This is a genomic window from Cupriavidus sp. DB3 (assembly GCF_020418465.1).
GTDB classification, from domain to species: domain Bacteria; phylum Pseudomonadota; class Gammaproteobacteria; order Burkholderiales; family Burkholderiaceae; genus Cupriavidus; species Cupriavidus cauae.
Window position 1 is genome coordinate 299,129 of sequence record NZ_JAIZPL010000006.1, and the last position, 22,253, is coordinate 321,381.

19 protein-coding genes are annotated in these 22,253 nt (G+C 68.4%); 11 read left to right on the forward strand and 8 right to left on the reverse strand.

Annotated features, from left to right (window positions below):
* Window positions 1–97: 97 nt before the first annotated feature.
* On the reverse strand, window positions 98–2,326 hold the full coding sequence (locus tag K7G19_RS20670) for a TonB-dependent receptor (RefSeq protein ID WP_226108895.1): 2,229 nt from the start codon (window positions 2,324–2,326) through the stop codon (window positions 98–100).
* A gap of 123 nt (window positions 2,327–2,449) precedes the next feature.
* The gene (locus tag K7G19_RS20675) at window positions 2,450–3,361 is read right to left on the reverse strand and encodes a LysR family transcriptional regulator (RefSeq protein WP_149318982.1); all 912 of its coding nucleotides are present in this window, start codon (window positions 3,359–3,361) and stop codon (window positions 2,450–2,452) included.
* Window positions 3,362–3,669: 308 nt separating this feature from the next.
* Between K7G19_RS20675 and K7G19_RS20680 the strand changes: the two genes are divergently transcribed.
* Window positions 3,670–5,223: an MFS transporter gene (locus K7G19_RS20680; protein ID WP_226108897.1), complete on the forward strand. Its 1,554-nt coding sequence runs from the start codon at window positions 3,670–3,672 to the stop codon at window positions 5,221–5,223.
* 30 nt (window positions 5,224–5,253) lie between these two features.
* Here K7G19_RS20680 and K7G19_RS20685 read toward each other — a convergent pair whose 3' ends face one another.
* The 3 genes from K7G19_RS20685 to K7G19_RS20695 all read right to left on the reverse strand — a co-directional run bounded on the left by K7G19_RS20685 (window position 5,254) and on the right by K7G19_RS20695 (window position 7,636).
* Window positions 5,254–6,300 (reverse strand): nucleotidyl transferase AbiEii/AbiGii toxin family protein, encoded by a 1,047-nt coding sequence (locus tag K7G19_RS20685; RefSeq protein ID WP_226108899.1) that lies wholly within the window; start codon window positions 6,298–6,300, stop codon window positions 5,254–5,256.
* Window positions 6,301–6,306: 6 nt separating this feature from the next.
* Complete coding sequence (locus K7G19_RS20690) at window positions 6,307–6,900, reverse strand: DUF6088 family protein (RefSeq protein ID WP_226108901.1); 594 nt, start codon at window positions 6,898–6,900, stop codon at window positions 6,307–6,309.
* Between the two features lie 106 nt (window positions 6,901–7,006).
* Entirely contained in the window at window positions 7,007–7,636 is a 630-nt protein-coding gene (locus K7G19_RS20695) for a TetR/AcrR family transcriptional regulator (protein ID WP_226108903.1), read from the reverse strand.
* A 198-nt stretch (window positions 7,637–7,834) separates the two neighbouring features.
* Between K7G19_RS20695 and K7G19_RS20700 the strand changes: the two genes are divergently transcribed.
* The 6 genes from K7G19_RS20700 (at window position 7,835) to K7G19_RS20725 (ending at window position 14,287) form a co-directional block, all read left to right on the forward strand.
* A complete protein-coding gene (locus tag K7G19_RS20700) occupies window positions 7,835–8,578 on the forward strand; it encodes an SDR family NAD(P)-dependent oxidoreductase (RefSeq protein ID WP_149318978.1) in 744 nt (247 codons plus the stop codon).
* A 367-nt stretch (window positions 8,579–8,945) separates the two neighbouring features.
* Complete coding sequence (locus K7G19_RS20705; protein ID WP_006578676.1) at window positions 8,946–9,848, forward strand: amidohydrolase family protein; 903 nt, start codon at window positions 8,946–8,948, stop codon at window positions 9,846–9,848.
* Window positions 9,849–9,990: 142 nt separating this feature from the next.
* Window positions 9,991–10,905 carry an amidohydrolase family protein gene (locus K7G19_RS20710; RefSeq protein WP_006578677.1) on the forward strand — a complete coding sequence of 305 codons (915 nt, stop codon included), beginning with the start codon at window positions 9,991–9,993 and terminating at the stop codon, window positions 10,903–10,905.
* A gap of 84 nt (window positions 10,906–10,989) precedes the next feature.
* A complete protein-coding gene (locus tag K7G19_RS20715; protein ID WP_226108905.1) occupies window positions 10,990–12,450 on the forward strand; it encodes a UbiD family decarboxylase in 1,461 nt (486 codons plus the stop codon).
* Complete coding sequence (locus tag K7G19_RS20720; protein ID WP_226108906.1) at window positions 12,447–13,070, forward strand: UbiX family flavin prenyltransferase; 624 nt, start codon at window positions 12,447–12,449, stop codon at window positions 13,068–13,070. The genes K7G19_RS20715 and K7G19_RS20720 overlap by 4 nt, the downstream gene beginning before the upstream one ends.
* Before the next feature lie 110 nt (window positions 13,071–13,180).
* Complete coding sequence (locus K7G19_RS20725) at window positions 13,181–14,287, forward strand: GTP-binding protein (RefSeq protein WP_226108940.1); 1,107 nt, start codon at window positions 13,181–13,183, stop codon at window positions 14,285–14,287.
* Between the two features lie 229 nt (window positions 14,288–14,516).
* Here the strand turns inward: K7G19_RS20725 and K7G19_RS20730 are convergent, their stop codons facing one another.
* Window positions 14,517–15,476, reverse strand: coding sequence for an AraC family transcriptional regulator (locus tag K7G19_RS20730; protein WP_226108907.1), 960 nt, complete (start codon window positions 15,474–15,476; stop codon window positions 14,517–14,519).
* 237 nt (window positions 15,477–15,713) lie between these two features.
* Window positions 15,714–15,845: a hypothetical protein gene (locus K7G19_RS24985; protein ID WP_255650854.1), complete on the reverse strand. Its 132-nt coding sequence runs from the start codon at window positions 15,843–15,845 to the stop codon at window positions 15,714–15,716.
* A 129-nt stretch (window positions 15,846–15,974) separates the two neighbouring features.
* Between K7G19_RS24985 and K7G19_RS20735 the strand changes: the two genes are divergently transcribed.
* From K7G19_RS20735 to K7G19_RS20745, 3 genes are all read left to right on the forward strand, one after another.
* Window positions 15,975–17,321 (forward strand): nucleobase:cation symporter-2 family protein, encoded by a 1,347-nt coding sequence (locus K7G19_RS20735; protein ID WP_149318975.1) that lies wholly within the window; start codon window positions 15,975–15,977, stop codon window positions 17,319–17,321.
* A gap of 2 nt (window positions 17,322–17,323) precedes the next feature.
* Window positions 17,324–18,748, forward strand: coding sequence for an amidohydrolase family protein (locus K7G19_RS20740; RefSeq protein WP_226108908.1), 1,425 nt, complete (start codon window positions 17,324–17,326; stop codon window positions 18,746–18,748).
* A 334-nt stretch (window positions 18,749–19,082) separates the two neighbouring features.
* A complete protein-coding gene (locus tag K7G19_RS20745; protein ID WP_226108909.1) occupies window positions 19,083–19,448 on the forward strand; it encodes a hypothetical protein in 366 nt (121 codons plus the stop codon).
* Window positions 19,449–19,887: 439 nt separating this feature from the next.
* Here the strand turns inward: K7G19_RS20745 and K7G19_RS20750 are convergent, their stop codons facing one another.
* Entirely contained in the window at window positions 19,888–21,093 is a 1,206-nt protein-coding gene (locus tag K7G19_RS20750; protein WP_226108910.1) for an MFS transporter, read from the reverse strand.
* Between the two features lie 199 nt (window positions 21,094–21,292).
* Here K7G19_RS20750 and K7G19_RS20755 point away from each other — a divergent pair, with 199 nt between their 5' ends.
* A complete protein-coding gene (locus K7G19_RS20755; RefSeq protein ID WP_150081504.1) occupies window positions 21,293–22,231 on the forward strand; it encodes a LysR family transcriptional regulator in 939 nt (312 codons plus the stop codon).
* The last annotated feature ends 22 nt before the right edge of the window (window positions 22,232–22,253 follow it).

Genomic DNA, 22,253 nt, shown 5'->3' on the forward strand with positions numbered 1-22,253 from the left:
TGCTCTCCGGTATCGTTGCAGTTGCAATTATGCCGGCGATCGATGCCGCGGGCCAGAGCCGGGCAGGGGGACCGATCCTGTCCCGGCTCGCCGTCGCTTACCAGCGGTGCTGATACATCGCCGTCAGCGTGATGCCCGCCGCCGGCAGCCGGCTGGTGTTGCTGCTGTTGCGCAGCAGCTGACTGTACAAGGGGTAGTAGTCGCGATTGAGCAGGTTCTCGATGCCGATCGTGATGGTGTCCTTGCGCGTCAGCTGGTAGCGGCTGATCAGATCGAGCGTCGTATAGCCGCCGGTATCGCGCCGCCCGAAGCTGTTCTGGCCATTGAGCCGATAGTCGCGCCCGGCGTAATAGCTGACCTGCAGCCGGTTCGTCCATTGGCTGATCGGCCGGTATTGCAGATAGCCGGTCAGCTTCAGCGGCGGAATGCGGTAGCCCGTCATGTTCTGGAAGCTGCTGCTGCCTTGCGGCTGCTCGCGGCCGCGCATCCAGGTGAAGGTCCCGCCGACACCCCACTTCTCGTCGTCGGTCAGATAGTCGGCCGCGGCCTCGACGCCGAAGATGCGCTCCTTGGTGCGGGTCAGGATCAGCCCGTTGTTGAAGCTCTGCACGTCGCCGAGCTTCGAGGTGGTGTAGAACACCGCCACGTTGGCCAGCGTGTTGCTGCCCAGCGCGCCGCGCCAGCCCAGTTCGTAGTTGTTGGTCTTGACCGGCTCCAGGCTCGACGAGTTGATGTCGAAGCCCGGACGCGCGTTGCGGATCTGCAGGCCGATGTCCGGCAGCTGGAAGCCCTGGCTGAAGGCGCCATAGAACTCCTGGCCCTTGACCGGCGCAAAGGCGGCGCCGATGTTGAACAGCCAGGCGCCGTAGTCGACGGTGCCGCCCTTGACGCCGACCGGGTTGGCCACCTTCGATTGCGACAGCGGCACGAAGTCGTCGAAGCTGGCGCTGGCGCGCTCGTAGCGCACGCCGCCTTCCATCGACCAGCGCTCGTCGAACTTGTGCTGCAGCTGGCCGAATATGCCGCCGCTGCGGGTGGTCAGCGGCGGCATATAGGTCAGCTCGCCGGTGCGCTGGAACACCAGGCCGCCGCTGGCGTCGTAGCGCGCGGCGTTGAACACGTCGAGCGGCATGTCGCTGCGTTCCTGGTTGTAGTCCGCGCCCCACAGCAGCTTGGTCTGCTTGCTCGTGCCCAGCGGCGTGCCGACCGTGAGCCGGCCGCCGAATACGCTGCTGTTCTGGCTGATCTGGTCGACGTTGCCGCCGCGCGTCGCGACCGCGCGCGCGTCGAACGGGGGAAAGCGGGTGAAATAGTCGCGATAGTAGAACTGCGTCGACACCGTGCTGCCGAAGAAGTCCTGGTGCTGGTAGTCCAGGTTCAGCACCGTGTTGCGCAGCTCGTTCTGGTTTTCGAGCTGCAGGCCGCGAATCGCGCGCGCCGCCGCCGAGCCCGGAGGCAGGCGTCCGACCGAGGGATCCGAAGCGTAGTCGGTGTTCTGCTTGGCGTGGTAGCGGCTCAGGCTGAGCTGCACGCGCTGCTGGCCGTCGATGCGCCAGCCGAGCTTGCCGCTGACGTTGTAGACATTGGAATCGAACAGATCGCCCTGGCTCGGTTCCGGTGCAATGCGATGGCCGTGCGCGTCGTAGGGGCTGCCGATGCGCTGCGCGCCGATGTGGAAGGCGTAATCGATCGGTCCCTGGCTGCCCGAGAAGTGCTGCTGCACGTTGGCGCTGAGGCCTTCCTTGCTGAGCCGTGTCAGCGGCGTGCCCAGCGTCACGGTGGTGTCGGCGCTGGGCGGGCCGCCCGCGGTGCGGGTCGTGATCGAGATGATGCCGCCGCTTGCGCCGGCGCCATAGAGCGCGCTGCTGCCGCGCAGCACCTCGATCCGCTCGATGTTGCTCGGATCGATCGTGGCGAGATTGCGGGCGGAATCGCGGTTGGTATTGAGCGGAATGCCGTCGACCAGCACCAGCGCGCTGCGTCCGCGCAGCGTCTGGCCGAAGTCCGTCACGGTGCGGCTCGAATCGGCCATGCCGGGAATCAGCTTGCTCAGCATCGTCGCCAGATTGGTGGAGCCGGTTTTCAGCTCCTCGATCTGCTCGCGCTCGATCACGGTGACCTGCCGCGTCGGATTGACCAGATCGCTCTTGATGCGGTCGACCCGTACCTCGACGGTGCTCAACTCATGCGCGGGTGCGGTGCCCGGGCTGTCGGACGGCGCCTGCTGCGCCAGCGTGGGAAGCGGGGCGCCGCCGGCGATGGCCGCGGCGATCAGGGCCGACGGCGTCAGCCGCGACGGTTGCAAACAGGCCAGTTTCTGTCTCATGGCGCGTGGGTCCGGGCTCTCTCGTAATCTACGGTTACAAAAAGCCGTCAATCATATTGATAACGATTCCTGTTTGCAACATATCTTGGAATCCAATCGGCACTCCACGACATAACTGGCCGGTCAGCCTTGCGCGGCGATGCGGCCCAGCGCTTCGCGGAACGCCTGTGCGGCCGGTCCGAGCGGCTGGTCGACGCGATGGGCCAGGTACGCTTCGTAGAGGACGCGGGCGTCGCGGCCCAGCGAGGTGGTGGCCACGCGCACCAGCCGGCCTTCGCGCAGATCGCGTTCGACCAGCCAGCGCGGCAGCCGGCCCCAGCCAAGGCCGGACAGGATCAGCGCGTATTTGGTGTCCTGCGTGTTGACGCGGCAGGTCTGCGGCGACAGCACGCCGAAGTCGCGGCCGGCGGACAGCGGCGTGGGATCGGACTGCACGATCTGCAGGTGATCGGCCAGATCGGCGAGGCCAAGCGGCGGGCCGCGCCGCCGCGCCGCCAGCGGGTGATGCGCGGACACGACCGCCACCACCTCCGTCGAGGACAGCGCCTGCAGAGCGACGCGCGGATCGCGGAAGCCCTCGCCGACCATCACCGCCAGCGTGGCGCGCTGCTCCAGCAGGGCGGCCAGCGGCCCGCCGAGCGGTTCGACCGCGAGCCGGATCGCCACCGAGGGATAGCGGCTGCGCATCGCTTCCAGCGCGGCACTGATCTGCGCCAGCGGGAACAGCGTATCGACGACCACCGACAGTTCCAGCTCCAGTTGCTGGCCGAGGCCGCGGGCACGCGCCCGCATCGCATCGACGCGCAGCAGGATGTCGCGCGCGTTGACCAGCAGGGCCTGGCCCTCCGCGGTCAATACCGGCCGCCGCCGGCTGCGGTCGAACAGCGCGACGCCGAGCTGCGCCTCCAGATTGGCGATCGCGTGGCTGACGGCCGATTGCACACGGCCGAGCTTTGCCGCTCCAGCGCGGAAACTGCCGGCCTCCGCGACGGTGGCGAAGGTGCGCAACTGGTCGAGGGTCAGGGCGTCGAGCATGGTGCGGAGCGGGTGGAGTCGGTGGCTCGGCTGGGCTTGATTGATCTATCTGATCGATCGTTTGGATCGAACTTATATCACTTCCGTCGATGTACTGCCGGTGCGATGCTGTGCGCCATCGTGAGGTTTCGGTGCAGGGGAGCGAGATGACGGATTGCGTGAACGATCAGGCGAACGATCGGGCGAACGATTGTGCCAACGGAGAGCGGTCATGGGCCGCCGGCGAAGGGCGGCGCCAAGGGGAGCTGGTACCCGCCGCGTCGTCCGGCGAGGCGGCGCCGATCGCCGCCGCACCGTTCGGCAGGACGGTGCCGAGACCCGCCACGCCGTCCGGCAAGCCGGCGCCGCTGCCCGCCGCGCCGCCCAGCCAGGCTGCGATGTGGCTGACCGTGGCGGTGGTGGTCGGCGCCGGGGTCGTGGCGGCGTTGCAGGTCGGCAAGGCCGCGATCGCGATGCCGACGCTGCAGGCTGACCTTGGCGCGACCCTGGCGCAGGCCGGCTGGCTGATGGCGATCGTCGCGGTGCTCGGCTCGCTGGGCGGGATTCCGGCCGGCGCGCTGGTGCCCGCCTTCGGCGACCGGCGGGTCTTGCTGGGCGGTCTGCTCGCGGTGGTGGTGGGCGCCTGCGCCGGCGCGCTGGCGCCGACGCTGCCGGCCCTGATGGCGTCGCGTTTCGTCGAAGGGCTGGGCTTCCTGCTGATCGCGGTGGCCGGGCCCGCGGTGCTGCAACGCGTGGTGCCGCTGCAGCGCCGCGATTTCGCCTTTGCGCTGTGGAGCTGCTTCATGCCGGCCGGCATGGCGCTGGCGATGCTCGCCGGTCCGCTGTTCGGCAACTGGCGCGGACTCTGGTGGGGGAGCGCGGCGCTGGCCGTCGTCGCGATGGCGGCGGCGCGGCTCGCGATACCCGCCTGCGCGCGGTGGCAGGCATTGACGCAGCGATCATCGCCATCGCAATCGCAATGGTCACCGCAATCGCAATGGCAGTCACAGTCGCCATTGCAATCGCAATCGCAATCGCAGTCCCGGTCGCAGTCGCCGTCGCCGTCACAGTCGCAGTCGCAGTCGCAGTCGCAGTCGCAGTTGCAGTCGCAGTCGCAGTCGCAGTCGCAGTTGCCAACGCCAACGCCAACGCCAACGCCAACGCCAACGCCAACGCCAACGCCAACGCCAACGCCAACGCCAACGCCATCGCCATCGCCATCGCCATCGCCGTCGCCATCGCCGTCGCCATCGCCGTCGCCGTCGCCGTCGCGCGGCGTTGCCGGCATGCGCGCCGATATGGCCGCGGTGCTGCGCGCCGCGCAGCCGCTGCGGCTGGCCGCCTGCTTCGCGCTCTACAGCCTGATGTTCTTCGCGTTGTTCAGCTTCCTGCCGGTGCTGCTGATCGAGCGGATCGGCGCCTCGCACCGCATGGTGGGGCTGCTGACCGCGCTCGCGATCGGCGCCAACATGATCGGCAATCTGGCGGCCGGCTATCTGCTGGCGCGCGGCGTGTCGCGGCCCGTGCTGGTGGGCGGCACCTGCGCGACGATGGGCCTGGCCGCGCTCGGCATCTTCCTGCCGGTGTTCGGCGATGTGCCGACCTTCCTGCTGTGCCTGCTGTTCTCGGCGGTGGGCGGCCTGATTCCGGCCACCTTGCTGTCGAGCGCGCCCGTCGTCGCCCCGACCGCCGCGCTGGTGCCGGTGGTGGTCGGCCTGCTGATGCAGGGCAGCAACCTGGGGCAGGTGGTGGGGCCGGTCACGGTAGGCGCGGCCATCGAGACCTGGGGCTGGCACGCCGCCGCAGCCGTGGTGGCGCTGTCGGCGTTGGCCGCCATGCTGCTGGCGCGCGGCATGCGATTCCCACGCGATGCGGCGGAGTGATCCGCTCCGCCGAGGCGCGAGAAGCCCGGGTCAGAGCGTCTTTTCGGTCAGTGTGCCTGTGTTGCGCGCCAGTCTGTTCGCTTTGCGCTCGATGGTGGCGCAGCGCTTCAGAAGAGTTTCGAACGGCTCGCCTTCGTCTAGCAGGAGGCCGTCGTCGACCATGCGTTGATAGTCGGACGCCAATGCCGTGAGCGCCTTGTCGCCGGGCACCAACTGCAATCCTCCGGACACCGCCAAGCCATAGTCGATCGGGGCGCCATCAGGGGATTTCTCGGCGAAGAAGACGCCTTTGTGCTGTGCGACGGCGTGTGCAAGACCGCGATCGGCAATGGCGGCATCGGCGAGCCCGGCATCGTCGAGACGCACCAGATCATGCCAATGCCTGGCGAACCGTGCGGTGCCACGGAATTCGCCTTGAGCACAGAAGACGTGGATCGCCGTGGCCTTTTCCCAGAACGTGCGCTCGGCACGCATCACGCGCGCGGTGGTGCCGGGAAATGCGATCTCGGGAAGGTGCGTGGCCGCATCGCATTGGATCGGGCGTGAGTGACAAGGCTCGCCGGTACATCGTGCACCGAACTCAAGCATGACGATAGGGGAAACGTAGCCTGTTCCCCCGGACAACGGCTCATAGGCGATGAAGACCTTGTCGCCTTCCGCGCGGGCGATCGCAGGCAGCCGCTGCCGGGCCAATTCATGCTGGATCGACGGAAGGACCTCTGCCGCGACCCAGGTCGACAGGCGCGCACGAATTGCCTTGCTCCATCGCTTCTCCTGACTCCGGTTTGGCGGCAGCGGTTCGCCGGCTTCTCCGATCAGATCGCTGGCGATCGCCCGGATGTCATAGGTCAGATCGATGTCTTCGGAGAAGCGCCGGATCGCGCCATATGCCTTCGACAGCGAGGTGCCGCCCTTGAAGACCAGATGATCGGAATAAGGGCTCGCAAAAAGATGCCGCAGCGACCAAACCACCCACAGGTCCTTTTCGAGCAAATGTGGTGGTCTGCCGGAACGCGTCGCGACCACTTCGAGGGCGTCCCGTTGCTCCGCCCGGGACAGGCTGAAGAATTCGGTCACGGTGCATCAATGCTGCAGCAGGGTACTGACTTCCTTGGCCATCCACGTCGGCAGCTGGCCGCGCGACGATGCGACTTCGGCAAGGTCCGATGCCGACAGCAGCGGCCGCAGTTTCCGGATCGCTTCATTGGCGTGCTGCGGCCCGAGCCAGGTCAAGGCACGCAAGATCTTGCCCGCCGGACGTCCCGCGAGGACCAGTTGCCATCGCGGCGCATGCCGGAACTCGATGGTTTGGGCCCCGAGCTTAAGCGTGCGGCTGCGGCCTGAAGTCAAATACACGGCCCGCACGGGGACCTGCGTGGTCAATCCCAGTTCATTTGCCGCTGCGGCACCGTGCGGCACCACGGTTTCCCCGCGCTGTTGAGCCAATCCTTCCACTACGGCAGAGGCTGCAGGGGCGCGCGTACCGAATCGGGTGGACACCGGCACGGCGTAGATCCCACGTTCGACTCGCAGCAGGGCACCCCGGCGCGTCAGGCGGCAAAGGGCTTGGTCGAGCGCCGCCCGATTGCCAAGGTGCAGCAAGCCCTTGGCGACCAGCGGTGCGCCTTCCGGCAAGCCGGCTGCGTATTCGAGGATGCGTTGGGCAAGAGTCTGCATGGTGGTGTCCTTTAGGAGTGTCAGAAGTGTATATCGTTTTCTGACAAACGGCAAACAGAACGGCGAGACGGCCGGTAGCCACGGCCGCGAAGACACCGGTCAGGGATTACGTTTGACGGCCCGTCGACCGCTTCTTCGGCTCCGGCGAGAAGCTGTCCCACACCCGCATCGCGCAATCCACCACGCGATGCAGCCGCTGGCGTGACGCGCCGGTGCGGGCCTGGATCGACAGGCCCTGCAGCACCGTTTCGAAATACGCGGCAAGGGCGCCGACGTCGGTGTCGGCCGGCAGTTCGCCGGCCTCGACGCCTTGCTTCAGGCGCTGGCGTACCGACTCGCCGACCGTGCGCAGCTTGCTCGACAGCATGGTCTTCATCTCGCTGTCGTCGTCCGGGCAGGCGGCGGCCACCGATACCACCAGGCAGCCGCGCGGGGTCGTCGGGTCGCAATAGGCGTCGACGTTGTCGCGCAGCATCGCCTCGACCGCCGCGCGCGCGGTGGGGCGCGCCAGGGCCGGGGTGGTGAAGTTCATGGTGCGCTGGTACAGCGCCGTGGCCTCGCGGAACAGCTGCGCCTTGTCGCCGAAGGCGGCATAGAGGCTGGGGCGGTTGATCCCCATCGCGGCCGTCAGCTCGCTCAGCGACGCCTGTTCGTAGCCGCGCTCCCAGAACACGCGCATGGCGGCCTGCAGGGCGGTGTCGCGGTCGAAGGCGCGGGGTCTTCCTCGTTGGCTCATGGATGGAACGGTGAATTCTGTACTGACCGGATAGTAAATCCCTTGACCGTCGGCGACAACGTGCCAATAATTCGCTTTAAATTTGTACCGATAAGTACAGATTGTAGGTGGAACGCACGATGCCGGTCAGGCAGCCCGTCGGGCGACGGACCGGCGAACCGAAAGATCACGTTGAACACCACGTTCAAGGAGCAAGACATGGCATCCCTGCAAGGAAAAACGGCACTGGTTACCGGCGGCAGCCGGGGCATCGGCGCGGCGATCGCGCGACGCCTGGCGGCCGACGGCGCGGACGTTGCGCTGACCTACGCCAGCTCGGAGCAGCAGGCCGAACAGGTCGCCGCCCAGGTGCGCGCGCACGGACGGCAGGCGCTGGCAATCCGCGCCGACAACACCGATCCGAAGGCCGTGGCCGACGCGGTGGCGCGCGCGGCCGCCCAGTTCGGCAAGATCGATATCCTGGTGAACAACGCCGGCATCTTCCGCGCGGGCTCGCCGGCCGAACTGACCGTCGACGACTTCGACGCCACGATGGCCGTGAACGTGCGCGCCGCCTTCGTCGCGATCAAGGCGGCGGCGGAGGTGATGCCCGATGGCGGTCGCATCATCTCGATCGGCAGCAGCCTGGCGGTGCGCGTGCCGGGGCAGGGGATGTCGATCTACAGCGCCAGCAAGGCGGCGCTGGTCGGCATGACGCAGGGCCTCGCGCGCGATCTCGGTCCGCGCGGCATCACGGTCAATGTGGTGCACCCCGGTTCGACGGCCACCGACATGAACCCGCCCGATGGCCCGCATGCGGACTGGCAGCGCTCGCTGATGGCGGGACAGCAGCGCTACGCCTCGCCCGACGAGGTCGCCGCGGTCGTGGCGTTGCTGGCCTCGCCGGAGGCGCAGGCCGTGACCGGCGCGGCCTGGACAATCGATAACGGCGCCAATGCCTGATCGATCGAACGACCGATCGAACGACCGATCGAACGATTGACCGACTCGATCGAGCGGGATCGAGCGCGATCGAGCGGTCAGGGGAAGGTGGGGCGCGGCAACGTCGCGTCCACGCTTCCCGCTTGACATCCGAATTTCCGCGGCGGTATAAAGGCGCCGTGGGTAGAAGCGGTCGATTGAACAAGCAGCGGCGCAATGCCGCGATCGTTCAACTGGAGATTGCTCACTGACGGAGTACCGTCGGTGGCGCATTCTTCCAACGCTCCCCTCGACAGTGCTCCCGAACGCAACGCGCGCCCGGCCCGTCGGCAACGACCGGCCCGGTCCCGCATGCCTTCAACCTGCAGCATTGCGAGGAGACTCCCGCATGATCATCGACACCAGTTGCTATCCGACCAATCTGGTCGATCTGGCATGGCGGCACGATGGCGAGCCCTTCACCGGCGAGCGCCTGATCCAGATGATGGATGGCCCATTCCTGATCAACGGCAAGCCGCGCCGCATCGATCGCGCCTTCATCCAGCCGCCGCAAGGCAACACCATCTACACCTGGACCGACGGCACCAGGTCGGGCAGCGAATCGATCGACGCCTATATGGCCTACACGGTCGAGATGGTGCGCAAATATCCCGACCGCTTCATCGGCTGCTTCGTCTACAACCCGCGCTGCGGCGTCGAGAACGGCGTCAATGCAATCGACCATTACGTGCGCAAGCTCGGCTTCAAGATGGTCCAGTTCCAGGCCAATATGCACGCCTATCGGCCCGACCGCGCGCTCGACTGGCTGCGTCCTGCGCTGCAGAAATGCGCGGAACTGGGCGTGCTGGTCAAGCTGCATACCGGCGACGGTCCCTACAGCATCCCGACCGAATGGGTGCCGATGATCAAGGAATTCCCGACGGTCAATTTCATCATGGCCCACTTCGGCGTGCAGACCGGCGGCGTCTATTGCTTCGAGCCGTTCCAGATGGCGATGGACATGCCCAACGTCTATTGCGAATCGGGCTGGTGCCTGCAGTCGCGCATCGTCGAATTCGCCAAGGTGTTGCCCAGGCACAAGATCCTGTTCGGCTCCGATACGCCGCCGAACGAGCCGGGCATGTGGCTGCGCCTGCTGGAGGTGCTGTGTTTCGAGCCGCCGCAGGGGCTCAATCTGGACGAGGACACGCTCGAGGACTACCTCGGCAACAACGTCGCGCGGATGATCGGCCTCGAACCGACGCCGGTGCCGCGCACGGTCGAAGAGGCCCGCGCCAGGCTCGCCGCCTGATGACGACCTGATGGCGCTCGGATGGCGCGACGATGGCGCACCGATGGCGGCCCGCATGCCGCTCTCATCGCCGCTCCCATCGCCGCCCGATCCCCGCCCACGACCGCTTCCAGACCACGCAGCCCCGCACGGAGCCACTGCAATGATCATCGACACCCATCTGCATCCCACCAACCTCGTCGACGAGGCCTGGCGCCATACCGGCGAACCGTTTACCGGCGAGCGCCTGCTCAAGATGATGGACGGCCCCTACATCATCAACGGCAAGCCGCGCCGCATCGATATGGGCTTTATCCAGCCGCCGCCCGGCAATACCGGCTATCGCGACGGCAATCGCCGCGGCCGCGAAGGCGTGCGCGACTACATGGCCTATGTGGCCGAGCTGTGCCAGAAATATCCGGACCGCTTCATCGGCAATTTCACCTTCAATCCGCGCTGGGGCCCGGAAGAGGGCGCGCTCGAGCTCGAATACCACGTCAAGGAATACGGCTTCAAGATGATGAAGCTGCATGCCAACATGCACGGCTATCGTCCCGACCGCGCGCTCGATTGGCTGCGGCCCGCCTTGAAGATGTGTGCGAAGTACAACGTCGTGGTGCTGATCCATACCGGCGACGGGCCGTACACGATTCCGACGATGTTCTATCCGATCATCCGCGAATTCCCGATGGTCAACTTCATCATCGGCCATTTCGGCATCCAGACCGGCGGCAATTATTCGTTCGAGGCGTTCTGGATGGCGATGGACACGCCCAATGTCTATTGCGAATCGGGCTGGTGCTTCCAGTCGCGCATCGTCGAATTCGCCCGCCAATTGCCGCGCAACAAGATCGTGTTCGGCACCGACACGCCGCCGAACGAGCCCGGCATGTGGCTGCGCGAGCTGGAGATGCTGTGCGGCCCCGCGCCGCAGGGCATGGACCTGGACGAGGACGGGCTCGAGGACTACATGGGCAACAACATCGCCCGCCTGATCGGCCTGGAGACCACGCCGCCGCCGCGCACGATGGAGGAGGCGCAGGCCCGCCTGACCGACACCTACGCCGGTCTTCGCTGAACGGGCCGCTGATCGGGCCGACAACGCGTCCGGGCCGGGCAGCGCCAGCGTGCGCCGCCCGGCCGGCGTGACAAGGAGAGATCGATGACATCGCGGCTCAATTCGGGGCTCAATTCGGCGCTCAATTCGGGGCCCGGTTCCGGGCTCCATCCCGGGCCCACTCCCGGGCGCTATTCGTCCTCGCAGGACTTTCGCGACTTTCTGGCGGCCTATCGGGCCGCGCATCCCGACGATGTGCTGGTGATCGGCGAGGAGGTGGGTGCGGACCAGGATGCGACCGCCGTGGTCTGGCAGCTGGCCGCGCAGGGACGCCATCCGATGCTGGTGTTCGAGCGCGTGCGCGGACTCGACGCGCCGCTGGTGACCAATGTGTTCGCCTCGCGCGAGCGCGTCGGCCGGCTGCTCGGCGTCGGTGCCGACGGCATCCATGCGGAATACCAGGCGCGCAGCCGCCGCCTGGTGCCGCCGCGCGAGGTCGACCGCGGACCGGTGCTGGAGGTCGTGCAGACCGACGGCATCGACCTGCGCACGATCCCGGCGATCCGGCATTTCGCCACCGACCGCGGTCCCTATATCACCAACGCGATCCTGATCGCGCAGGACCCCGAGACCGGCATCGGTAACGCCAGCTATCACCGCTCGATGGTGCATTCGGCCACCGGCATCGCCACCAGCCTGCATTCGCGCGGCCATCTGTGGCGCATGCAGCAGCAGGCCGCCGCGCGCGGCCAGCCCTTGCCGGTCGCGATGGTGATCGGCGCGCATCCGCTGTTCATGCTGGCTGGCGCGGCGCGCCTGCCGTACGGCGTGGACGAGCGCCACGTTGCCGGCGGCCTGTTCGGCGCGCCGCTGGAGGTCGTGCGCACGCCGCGCCATGGCATCGCGGTACCCGCCAGCGCCGAGATCGTGCTGGAGGGCGTGATCGATCCGGAGGCGCGCGTCGACGAGGGACCGTTCGGCGAGTTCACCGGCTATTCGTCGGACCGCTCGACCAACAACCTGCTGCTCGTCGAGACGATCCTGCGCCGGCGCGACGCGATGCTGATCGACGTGGTCGGCGGCAATTCGGCCGAGCACCTCAACCTCGGGCGGATTCCGCGCGAGTCCGAGATGGTCGAGAAGCTGAAGGAGCGTTTTCCCAGCGTCACCGCGGTGCACTACCCGAGCTCGAGCACGCATTTCCATGCCTATGTCGCGCTCAAGCCGATGCGCGCCGGCGAGGCGCGCCAGGTCATGCTGGGGCTGCTGGGCTGGGATCCGTACCTGAAGACGGTGATCGCGGTCGACGAGGATGTCGACATCACGCGCGACGAGGAGGTGCTGTGGGCGGTCGCCACGCATCTGCAGCCGCATCGGGACGTGGTGGTCGTCGACGGCCTGCCGGGCAGCGCGCTCGATCCCTCGGCCTCCGGCGCCGGCACCACCTCGCGCATGGGGCTCGATGCGACGCGCGGCCCGCAGTTCGACGGCATCCGCGCGCGCATCGGCGACGATGCGATGGCACGCGCGGCGCGGCTGCTCGGCAAAGCGATGGGGCGCCCATGAGCCGGCGTCTCGTGGTCGCCATCACCGGCGCAAGCGGCGCGATCTACGGCGTGCGCCTGCTGCAGTGGCTGGCGCAGCAGCCGGACTGGCGCACCGATCTGGTGGTGACGCCGTCGGGATGGCTGACGATCCAGCACGAGCTCGGTCTGCGCCGCGCCGAGGTCGAGGCGCTGGCCGACGTCGCGCACAACGTGCGCGATATCGGCGCCACCATCGCCAGCGGCTCGTACCGCTGCGCCGGCATGGTAGTGGCGCCGTGTTCGATGCGCACGCTGGCGGCGATCGCGCATGGCCTCGCGGACAACCTCGTCACGCGCGCCGCCGACGTGATGCTGAAGGAAAGGCGCCGGCTGGTGCTGCTGCCGCGCGAAACGCCGCTGCATCTGGGCCATCTGCGCAATCTGACCGCGGTGACCGAGATGGGCGCGATCGTGCTGCCGCCGGTGCCGGCGTTCTACCACCGGCCCAGCACCATCGACGATCTGGTCAACCATACCGTCGGGCGCACGCTCGACCTGTTCGATATCGACCATGCCGGTCTGGTCGCGCGTTGGCAGGGGATGCGTCCCGCGCCCGCCGACGCGATGCCAGCGGCAATGGTGCAGGAGGAGACACGATGAATGCCCTTACGTCCCTTGATTCCCTGACGTCCCTGACGTCCCTTGCATCGGAAGGGGTCCGCCCGGCCACCGCCGAGCAAGCCGCCGCACATCCTGCCGAGCGCGCGGCCGTGCCGGTGCCGGTGACGATCCTGACCGGTTTTCTCGGCGCGGGAAAGACCACGCTGCTGAACCATATCCTGACCGAGCGGCACGGCCACCGCATCGCGGTGATCGAGAACGAGTTCGGCGAGGTCGATGTCGATTCGGATCTGGTGCTCAGCTCGGACGAGGAGATCTACCAGATGACCAACGGCTGCATCTGCTGCGTGGTCGATGTGCGTACCGATCTGGTCCGCATCCTGCAGAAGCTGCTGGCGCAGCCCGAACGCTTCGACCACATCATCGTCGAGACCAGCGGCCTGGCCGACCCCACGCCGGTCGCGGCGACCTTTTTCATGGACCACGAAGTCGCGCGCGAGGTCGCGCTCGACGGGGTGGTGACGCTGGTGGACGCGCTGCATATCGAAAGCCATCTGGACGATCCGCGGCTGCGCGGCTTCGACAACCAGGCGGTCGACCAGATCGTCGCCGCGGACCGCATCGTCATCAACAAGACCGACCTGGCCGATCCGGCGGCGGTCGACGCGCTGGAGGCGCGTCTGCGCCGGCTCAAAGAGGGCGCGCGGATCCTGCGGTCGAACTATGCGCGCGTCGATCTGCGGCAGATCCTGGGGATCGGCGGGTTTACGCCGGGGATGGCGGTGCTCGACGACAGCGAGGACGAGTACGGGCATGACCACGACCACGACCACGACCACGCCCCCCACGGTGCCGACCATGGCCATGTCTGCGACGAACATTGCGGCCATGACCATGGCGACGGCTACGATCATGACCAGGATCATGGCCACGCTCATGACCACGCGCACCGGCACGACCCCTCGGTGTCTTCGGTCTCGCTGGTATTCGACCGGCCGTTCGACGGAGACCGTCTCGCCAGCGCGATCCGCGCCTTGCTGGCGGCGCAAGGGGACGACCTGTTCCGCATCAAGGGCATCGTCGCCGTCGCCGGCAGCGAGCGGCGCCATGTCCTGCAGGCCGTGCACCGGCAGCTCGACCTGCATGCGGGCGAGCCGTGGCTGGACGCGCCGCGCGACAGCAAGCTGGTCTTCATCGGCCGCAACCTGGATCGCGGTCGGCTGCAGACGATGCTGGGGATCTGTCTGGCACGTTGAGGCGAGGGTGTAGCGGCGCATCGACGCCGTGGCGGCGGGCGTAGGGCGTAGGGCGTAGGGCGGAGGGCGGAGGGCGGAGGGCGGAGGGCGGAGGGCGGAGGGCGGAGGGCGGAGGGCGGAGGGCGGAGGGCGCCCTGGATCACCGTCATTTCGCTCCCCGCATAAGCGCCGCTATCCGCGCCGCTACCCGTCGCCCCGCCATTCTCCGCGCCGCTATTTCTCGGCGCCGCTATCCTTCGCGACACTGCGCCCGGCGCAAGGTATCCGACGGCAGCTCGCCAAATTCGCGCCGATATTCACGCGAGAACATGCTCAGATGCGCGAAGCCGTGCCGCAGCGCGATCGCGGTCACCGCGCCGGGCTGCTGCGGCGACCGCAGCAGGCTGTCGCGCGCGCCCTGCAGGCGCAGCAGCCGCAGATATTCCATCGGCGTCGCGTTCTTGCTGCGCCGAAAGCCCACCTGCAGCGAGCGCTCGGACACGCCGCAATGGTCGGCGAGTTCGCGCATCGTGATCGGGCGATCGAGATTGCGGCGCAGATACTGGATCGCGCGCCGGACATAGGCTGGCAGCGTCGGTTGGAAGCGCCGCGGTAGCGTCGCGCCGTCGCCGGAGAACTGGTCGAACAGCAGCGTCGACACCACCATATGTTCGATGCTGGCGTCGATGGTTGGATTGGCGGCGCCAGCCCGGCGCGTGCGCATCTCCGCGCGCAAATATCCGACCAGCGCCTGCCAGCGCTCGGCCAGGCCATTCCCTCCATTGCCATTCAGTCCATCATCGCTGGCCAGTCGCGGCGCGAACGCGATCGGCGCCGGCGGCTCGAAGCCGAAATGCTCGCGGAACGCATGCTCGATCGCGCGCCGGCGCAGCACCACGCAGAAGCGTTCGCAATCCTCATCGAGCAGCAGCCGCGTGCGCAGCGTCGGCGAGGCGACCAGCGTACTGCCGTGCGGATAATGCTGCGACTGGCCGTCGGTGAGCGCCTCGCAATGGCCCGCCAGCGTGGTCTGAATCACGTACTCATCCTTGCCGGGCTGCGGCTCGATCTCCATCGCCGTGCTGTAGCGGATATCGACCAGCGACAGCTGCCCGATATGGCATTGCTCGGCGTCGACATGCAGCGGCGCGCGCGTCGAGCGGCCGCACCCGCGTGGGTCCGAACAGCCGCGCGCACAGCGCTTCCACATGCGGCAGTTCGCTGGCATGGAATCGATGGACGGCGCCAAGGCCGGGCGCGGAAACGTCGGAAGGCGGCTGCATGGAAGGGCGGAGCAGAGGATGCGATGACAGGCACCCGCAACGGCGGTGCGCGCTATCGTAAGGGCCGCCCTTGCCGACGGCAAAGCCGGGACAAACCCGCAGCGCGCGGCGGCATCGCGGTCGTCTTCGGGCAGCCATCGCATGTCCATCGCACCACCACCGCATCACCGTTGCTCCACCCGCACCAGCACCGCGCGCACCAGCACCACCCGCACCAGGACCACCCGCACCAGGACCACCCGCACCAGCACCACCCGCACCAGCACCGCACGCACCGGCACCGCACGCACCGGCACCGCGTGCCTCACATCGCTGCGCTTTGCGCCTATCGCCTTCGCAATTGCGCTATGACCGCCCACCCGCGGCCGCTACTGTGGCTGCAGGCGCCGCTTCGAGCGCCTTCAGCCACCACCAAGGAGACGACGATGGCTTCGCCCCAACACCCGGTCGACGCGGTGCTGCCGCCGCGCGCCATGCTCACGCTGGGCTTCCAGCACATGCTGGTCAGTTATCTTGGCGCGATCACGGTGCCGATGATCGTTGCCGCCGCGTTGAAGATGACGCCGGCGCAGACCACGCTGCTGATCAGCACCGCGCTGTTCACCTCGGGCATCGCCACGCTGCTGCAGACCGTGGGCTTCTGGAAGTTCGGCGTGCGGCTGCCGATCATGCAGGGCGTCGCGTTCAGTTCGGTTGGACCGGTGATCGCGATCGGCACCGATCCTTCGCTGGGCTTCCAGGGCGTCTGCGGCGCCATCATCGGCGCGGGCGTCATCACGCTGCTGCTGGCGCCGGTGATCGGGCGGTTGCGGCAGTTCTTTCCGCCGGTGGTGACGGGGTGCATCGTCACCGCGATCGGGCTGTCGCTGTTTCCCGTCGCCTATCAATGGCTGGGCGGCGGGCGCGGTGCGCCGCAGTTCGGCGCGCCGGTGTTCTTCGCGGTGGCGATCGGCGTGGTCGCGCTGATCCTGGCCATCAATCGCTACGGCAGCGAGTTCCTGCGCAATCTGTCGGTGCTGATTGGCCTGCTGGCCGGCGCGGCGGTGGCCACGGCGCTCGGCATGGGCGACTTCGCCGAGGTGCGGCGCGCGCCGTGGTTCACGATGGTGCAGCCGTTCGCCTTCGGCCTGCCGGTGTTCGATATCGGCGCGATCGTCACGATGACCATCGTGATGCTTGTGCAGATGGTCGAGTCGATGGGGCTGTTCATCGCGATCGGGGACCTGGTCAAGCGCCCGGTCAGCGAACGCGAGGCGACCAACGGCCTGCGCGCCAACGGGCTGGCGAGCGCGATCGGCGGCATGTTCGCGGCCTTTCCGTATATCGCTTTCATGGAGAACGTGGGCCTGGTGATCGTGACCGGCGTGCGCAGCCGCTGGGTCGTCGCCACCTGCGGCGTGCTGCTGTGCGCGGTCGCGCTGGTGCCGAAGATCGGCGCGCTGTTCGCGTCGATTCCGGCCGCCGCATTGGGCGGCGCCGCGCTGGTGATGTTCGGCGTGGTCGGCGCGGCGGGCATCAAGACGCTGGGCCAGGTCGACTACGAGAACAACCGCTCGAACCTGACCATCGTCGCCATCACGCTGGCCTGCGCGCTGATGCCGGTGATCATGCCTTCGGTGCTGGAGAAGCTGCCCGAAGCGCTGCAGCCGTTCGTGCACAGCAGCGTGATCATCGCCTGCGTGGTGTCCGTCTTCCTGAACCTGCTGCTCAACGGCCTGCCCGGCCGTGACGCACCGCTGGCCCATGCCGGCGAACATGCCCCGGAGATCTGATCTTGACTGAAGTCCAATGCATCAACGAAAACCCGTGCGAGAACCTGCTCGACAACCTGCTGATCCGCGGCGCCGCTGCGGTGATGACCGGCCAGGCGGGCCCGGCCGCGCGCGCCGGCGCGGCCGATATCCGCATCCGCGACGGCCGCATCGCCGAGATCGCTGCCGGGCTCGCGCCGCTGCCGGGCGAACGCGTGCTCGATGCCACGGGCTGCGTGGTCTATCCGGGCTGGATCAATACGGACCACCATCTGTTCCAGAACCTGCTCAAGGCCGTGCCCGCCGGCATCAATGCCGATCTGCAGGCCTGGCTGGCGGCGGTGCCGTATCCGCGTCTGGCGGCCTTCACGCCCGAGGTGCTGCGTGCCGCGGTGCGGCTCGGCATGGCCGAGCTGCTGCTGTCGGGCACCACCACCTGCGCCGATCATCATTACCTCTATCACCACGGCCATGGCGCCGAGACCGGCGACCTGCTGTTCGACGTGGCCGAGGAAATGGGGCTGCGGCTGGTGCTGTGCCGCGGCGGCGCGATCCAGTCGGCCGCCGATCATCCCGGCATGTCGAAGACCGCGCTGGTGCCGGAGACGCTCGACGAGATGGTTGCCGATATCGAGCGGCTGAAGGCGCGTTATCACGACCCCGCCGGCGATGCGATGCGGCGCGTCGCGGTGGCGCCGACCACGCCGACGTTCTCGCTGCCGCCGGCGATGCTGCGCGAGCTGGCCGAGTTCGGCCGCGGGCTCGGCCTGCGCCTGCACACGCATCTGTCGGAGACCGACAACTACGTGCGTTTCTGCCGCGAGAAATATCGCTGCACGCCGGTGGAATTCGTCGGCGAGCATGGCTGGCTCGGCCCCGACGTCTGGTTCGCGCATCTGGTCACGCTCTCGCCCGACGAGATCCGCATGCTGGCCGCGACCGGTACCGGCATGGCGCACTGTCCGGTCAGCAACGCACGGCTGGGCAGCGGCGTGGCGCCGGTGCGCGCGCTGGCCGACGCCGGCGTGCGGATCTCGCTCGGGGTGGACGGCGTCGCCTCCAATGAATCGGGCAGCATGGTCAACGAGGCCAACTTCGCCTGGCTGGTGCACCGCGCGGTCGGGGGCGCCGCGCAGACCACGGTGGAGGAGGTGATTCACTGGGGCACCGCCGGCGGCGCCGCGGTGCTGGACCTGCCGCGGATCGGCACGCTGGCGCCGGGGCAGTCGGCCGACCTGGCGATCTACGACCTCAAAGGCCTGCGCTTTCACGGCTTTCACGATCTCGCCGCCGCGCCGGTGGCGGCGGGCGAGCCGACGCCGGTGCGCCACGTGTTCGTGCGCGGACGCCAGGTCGTGCGGGATGGCGCGATCGTGGGACTGGATCTGGAGCAACTGCGCCGGGATGCGTACGACGCGATGCAGGTGCTGCAGCGGATCGCGGCTTGAATGTCGGGCGTGCGTGCGGCCCGAGCAGGGACCGGGCAGGGCGCAAGTGTGGGGGGCGTGTGGAGCGCGGGTAGGGTCCGAGCAGGGCCGGAGCAAGGCCCGGGCAGAGTCCGAGTCAGGCGTCAGGAGGGCGTGAGCAGGGCGCGAAGTACCACCCGAGTACCGCCTCGGTACGGCTGGAGGCGCGCCGTCGCCGGCGCGCTTCCGCCCGGCTTAGCGGCCGCTGGAGCCGCCGGCCCCGCCCGAACCGCCGGAGCCGCCACTGGTCCCGCCCGAGCCACCGGCGCCGCCGGAACCCATGCCCCCGGTACCGAGGCCGCCGGATCCCGTTCCGGTGCCGCCCGAGCCAGAGGTGCCCGTGCTGCCCGAACTGCCGGGGCTTCCGGGGCTGCCAGAGCCGGTGCCGGTCGAACCGCTGCCGGAGCTGCTGGTGCCGCCGCTGCCCGACGTCCCGCCGGTGCCGCTGCCGGAAGTGCCACCGCTGCCGCTGGTGCTGCCACTGCCGGAACCGGTCGCACTGGTGCCGCTGCCCGTTCCCGTGCCGGCGCTGCCGCCACCGCTGCTGCTCCCGCTACCGGTCCCGCCGCCGCTGCCGCTGCCGCCGCTTTGCGCCAGCGCCGCACCGGCGGCCAGCGCCAGGCAGGAGGCGAGCGCCGCTGCCAAGGTCGTTGCTTTCATGCTGTCTCTCCGAGATGTGTGATGTCGCCGGGCGTCGCCCGGCGTTCTGTCTTTGCGCGCAGACGGGCTAGCGGAACGCAAGTTGCATGCCGTGGTGGCATGGATCACATGCGCGGGGCGGGATGGAGACAGGCTTGAAGCCTTGGTCGGCAAGCCCGGGAAGCGGTGCAGATTTCGCGCGTGGCGGCGGGCTTGCCGGCGCCGCCACGCACTGCGGGATGACGGATCGGCCCGGATGCGCGATCGGCTCGGATCGCCGATCGGCCCGGATGCGCGATCGGCTCGGATCGCCGATCGGCTCGGATGCGCGATCGGCTCGGATGCGCGATCGGCTCGGATCGCCGATCCGCTCGGATGGCGATCGGCTCGGATGGCGTTCGGCTCAGATGGCGATCGGCTCGGATGGGCAATCGGTGAGGATCGCTGATCAGCCCGGATGGCTGACCAGCGCCGATGGCAGATCAGTGCGACATCGCGCCGGCGGTGCCGCCACCGCGATGGACCACGCCGTCGGCGCGATCGAGGCGGCCGCTCCAGACCGTCAGCGCCAGCGCGACCAGCACCACCGCCGCGCCGATCCACGGCGTATGCATCAGGCCAAGGTGCGTCACGATCAGGCCACCCGCCCACGCGGCCCCGGCGATGCCGAGATTGAACGCCGCGATATTTAGGCCGGAGGCGACGTCGACCGCCTGCGGCGTGAAGCGCTCGGCCTGCTTGACGACATAGACCTGCAGGCCCGGCACGTTGCCGAAGGCGACCGCGCCCCAGGCCAGCACCGTGGCCACCACCAGCCAGCGGTGCGGCGCGGTGAAGTTCAGCACCAGCAGCACCGCGGCCAGCAGCACGAACATCGTCTTGAGCGCCGGGATCGGGCCGTGGCGGTCGGCCAGGCGGCCGCCCCAGATATTGCCCGCGGCGACCGACAGGCCGTACACCAGCATCACCAGGCTGACGGCGCCGGCGTCGAAGCCCGACACGTCCTGCAGGATCGGCGCGAGGAAGGTGAAGGGGATGAACGAGCCGCCGTAGCCGATCGCGGTCTTGGCATAGACCAGCAGCAGGCGCGGTTCGGCCAGCACGCGGGCCTGCTGCATCAGCGAGGCCGGCGGCGTATGGCGGATCCCCGAGGGGACGAACAGCAGGCTGCCGACGAAGGCGACCAGACCCAGCGCGGAGACGGCCAGGAAGGTCTCGCGCCAGCCGAAATGCTGGCCGATGAAGGTGCCCAGCGGCACGCCGGTGACCAGCGCGACGGTCAGGCCGGTGAACATGATGGCGATCGCGCTGGCCGCCTTCTCGCGCGGCACCAGCCCGGTCGCGATCGTCGAACCGATCGAGAAGAACACGCCGTGGGCGAGGCCGGTCAGCACGCGGGCCAGCACCAGCGAGCCGTAGCCGGGCGCCTGCCAGGCCAGCAGGTTGCCGAGCGTAAACAGCGCCATCAGCGACAGCAGCAGGGTCTTGCGCGGCAGCCGGCCAGTCAGCGCGGTCAGCAGCGGGGCGCCGACGGCGACGCCGAGCGCGTACAGGCTGACCAGCAGGCCGGCCGAGGGGAGCGACACGTTCAGATCGGCCGCGACAGTGGGAATCAGGCCGACGATGACGAATTCGGTCGTGCCGATGGCGAATGCGCTGATCGTCAGCGCCAACAAGGCGAGGGGCATGAGGGCCTCCAGGTAACAGGTGTCAGGTATCAGGGATCGGAATGGCACGCATTGTGACCCTGGCAGGCTTGCCGATTAATCCGTTAATATGCACAAAATATTTGATCCGCAGTCAATAATTGCGGCCCCGGCTCGCCATGCCGGCGCCCCGGCTGGACCCGCCGGAGCGGTCCCGCTCGATCCCGCAGGAAAATCCGCCATGAAAATGACCCTGGAAGAATTGCTGGCCTTCGTCACCGTGGTCGACAGCGGCTCGATCACCGCCGCGGCCGACCAGCTGGGCCAGACCGTGTCCGGCGTCAGCCGGGCGCTGGCGCGGCTCGAGGACAAGCTCGCCACCGCGCTGCTGCGCCGAACGACGCGCCGGCTCGAGCTGACCGAGGAGGGCGCCGCGCTGCTGGCGCATGCCCGCGCGATCCTTGGCGCGGTCGACCAGGCCGAGGACCAGATCGCGCTGCGGCGGCAGAAGCCGGCCGGCAAGCTGCGCATCAACGCCGCGTCGCCGTTCATGCTCCATGTGGTGGTGCCGCTGGTCGACGACTTCCGCCGCGCCTATCCCGAGATCGAGCTGGAGCTGCACAGCAGCGACCAGATCATCGATCTGCTGGAGCACCGCACCGATGTCGCGATCCGCATCGGCGCGCTGCGCGATTCGACGCTGCATGCCCGGCCGCTGTGCCACAGCCGCTTGCGCGTGCTGGCCAGCCCCGCCTACCTGAAGGCGCACGGGCGGCCGCGCTCGGTCGGGGAGCTGGCCCGTCACAGCCTGCTGGGCTTCACGCAGCCCGACAGCCTGAACCGGTGGCCGCTGCGCGACGAGGCCGGCAACGAGTTCGAGATCACGCCGGCGGTGTCCGCCTCCAGCGGCGAGACGCTGCGCCAGCTGGCGCTGGCGGGCCAGGGCGTGGTGTGCCTGGCCGACTTCATGACCGCGCAGGACCGCGCCCGCGGCGACCTGGTGCAGCTGTTTCCCCGCGAGACGCTCGACGTGCGCCAGCCCATCCACGCGGTCTACTATCTGAATACCCAGCTGTCGGCGCGGATTGCCTGCTTTCTGGACTTCCTGGCGGCGCGGATGCAGGACGACGCCCCGGGCCAGGTCGCGGAACGGCCGCCTGCCATGCGCCTGCGGCATTAAGGCGTCTTTGGTATACTGTCGC

Bases quoted from the DNA above. Each gene is read 5' to 3' on its own strand.
- K7G19_RS20670 (WP_226108895.1), bottom strand. From the start codon at position 2,326: ATGAGACAGAAACTGGCCTGTTTGCAACCGTCGCGGCTGACGCCGTCG.
- K7G19_RS20675 (WP_149318982.1), bottom strand. From the start codon at position 3,361: ATGCTCGACGCCCTGACCCTCGACCAGTTGCGCACCTTCGCCACCGTC.
- K7G19_RS20690 (WP_226108901.1), bottom strand. From the start codon at position 6,900: ATGCAGACTCTTGCCCAACGCATCCTCGAATACGCAGCCGGCTTGCCG.
- K7G19_RS20695 (WP_226108903.1), bottom strand. From the start codon at position 7,636: ATGAGCCAACGAGGAAGACCCCGCGCCTTCGACCGCGACACCGCCCTG.
- K7G19_RS20700 (WP_149318978.1), top strand. From the start codon at position 7,835: ATGGCATCCCTGCAAGGAAAAACGGCACTGGTTACCGGCGGCAGCCGG.
- K7G19_RS20705 (WP_006578676.1), top strand. From the start codon at position 8,946: ATGATCATCGACACCAGTTGCTATCCGACCAATCTGGTCGATCTGGCA.
- K7G19_RS20710 (WP_006578677.1), top strand. From the start codon at position 9,991: ATGATCATCGACACCCATCTGCATCCCACCAACCTCGTCGACGAGGCC.
- K7G19_RS20715 (WP_226108905.1), top strand. From the start codon at position 10,990: ATGACATCGCGGCTCAATTCGGGGCTCAATTCGGCGCTCAATTCGGGG.
- K7G19_RS20720 (WP_226108906.1), top strand. From the start codon at position 12,447: ATGAGCCGGCGTCTCGTGGTCGCCATCACCGGCGCAAGCGGCGCGATC.
- K7G19_RS20730 (WP_226108907.1), bottom strand. From the start codon at position 15,476: ATGTGGAAGCGCTGTGCGCGCGGCTGTTCGGACCCACGCGGGTGCGGC.
- K7G19_RS20735 (WP_149318975.1), top strand. From the start codon at position 15,975: ATGGCTTCGCCCCAACACCCGGTCGACGCGGTGCTGCCGCCGCGCGCC.
- K7G19_RS20750 (WP_226108910.1), bottom strand. From the start codon at position 21,093: ATGCCCCTCGCCTTGTTGGCGCTGACGATCAGCGCATTCGCCATCGGC.
- K7G19_RS20755 (WP_150081504.1), top strand. From the start codon at position 21,293: ATGAAAATGACCCTGGAAGAATTGCTGGCCTTCGTCACCGTGGTCGAC.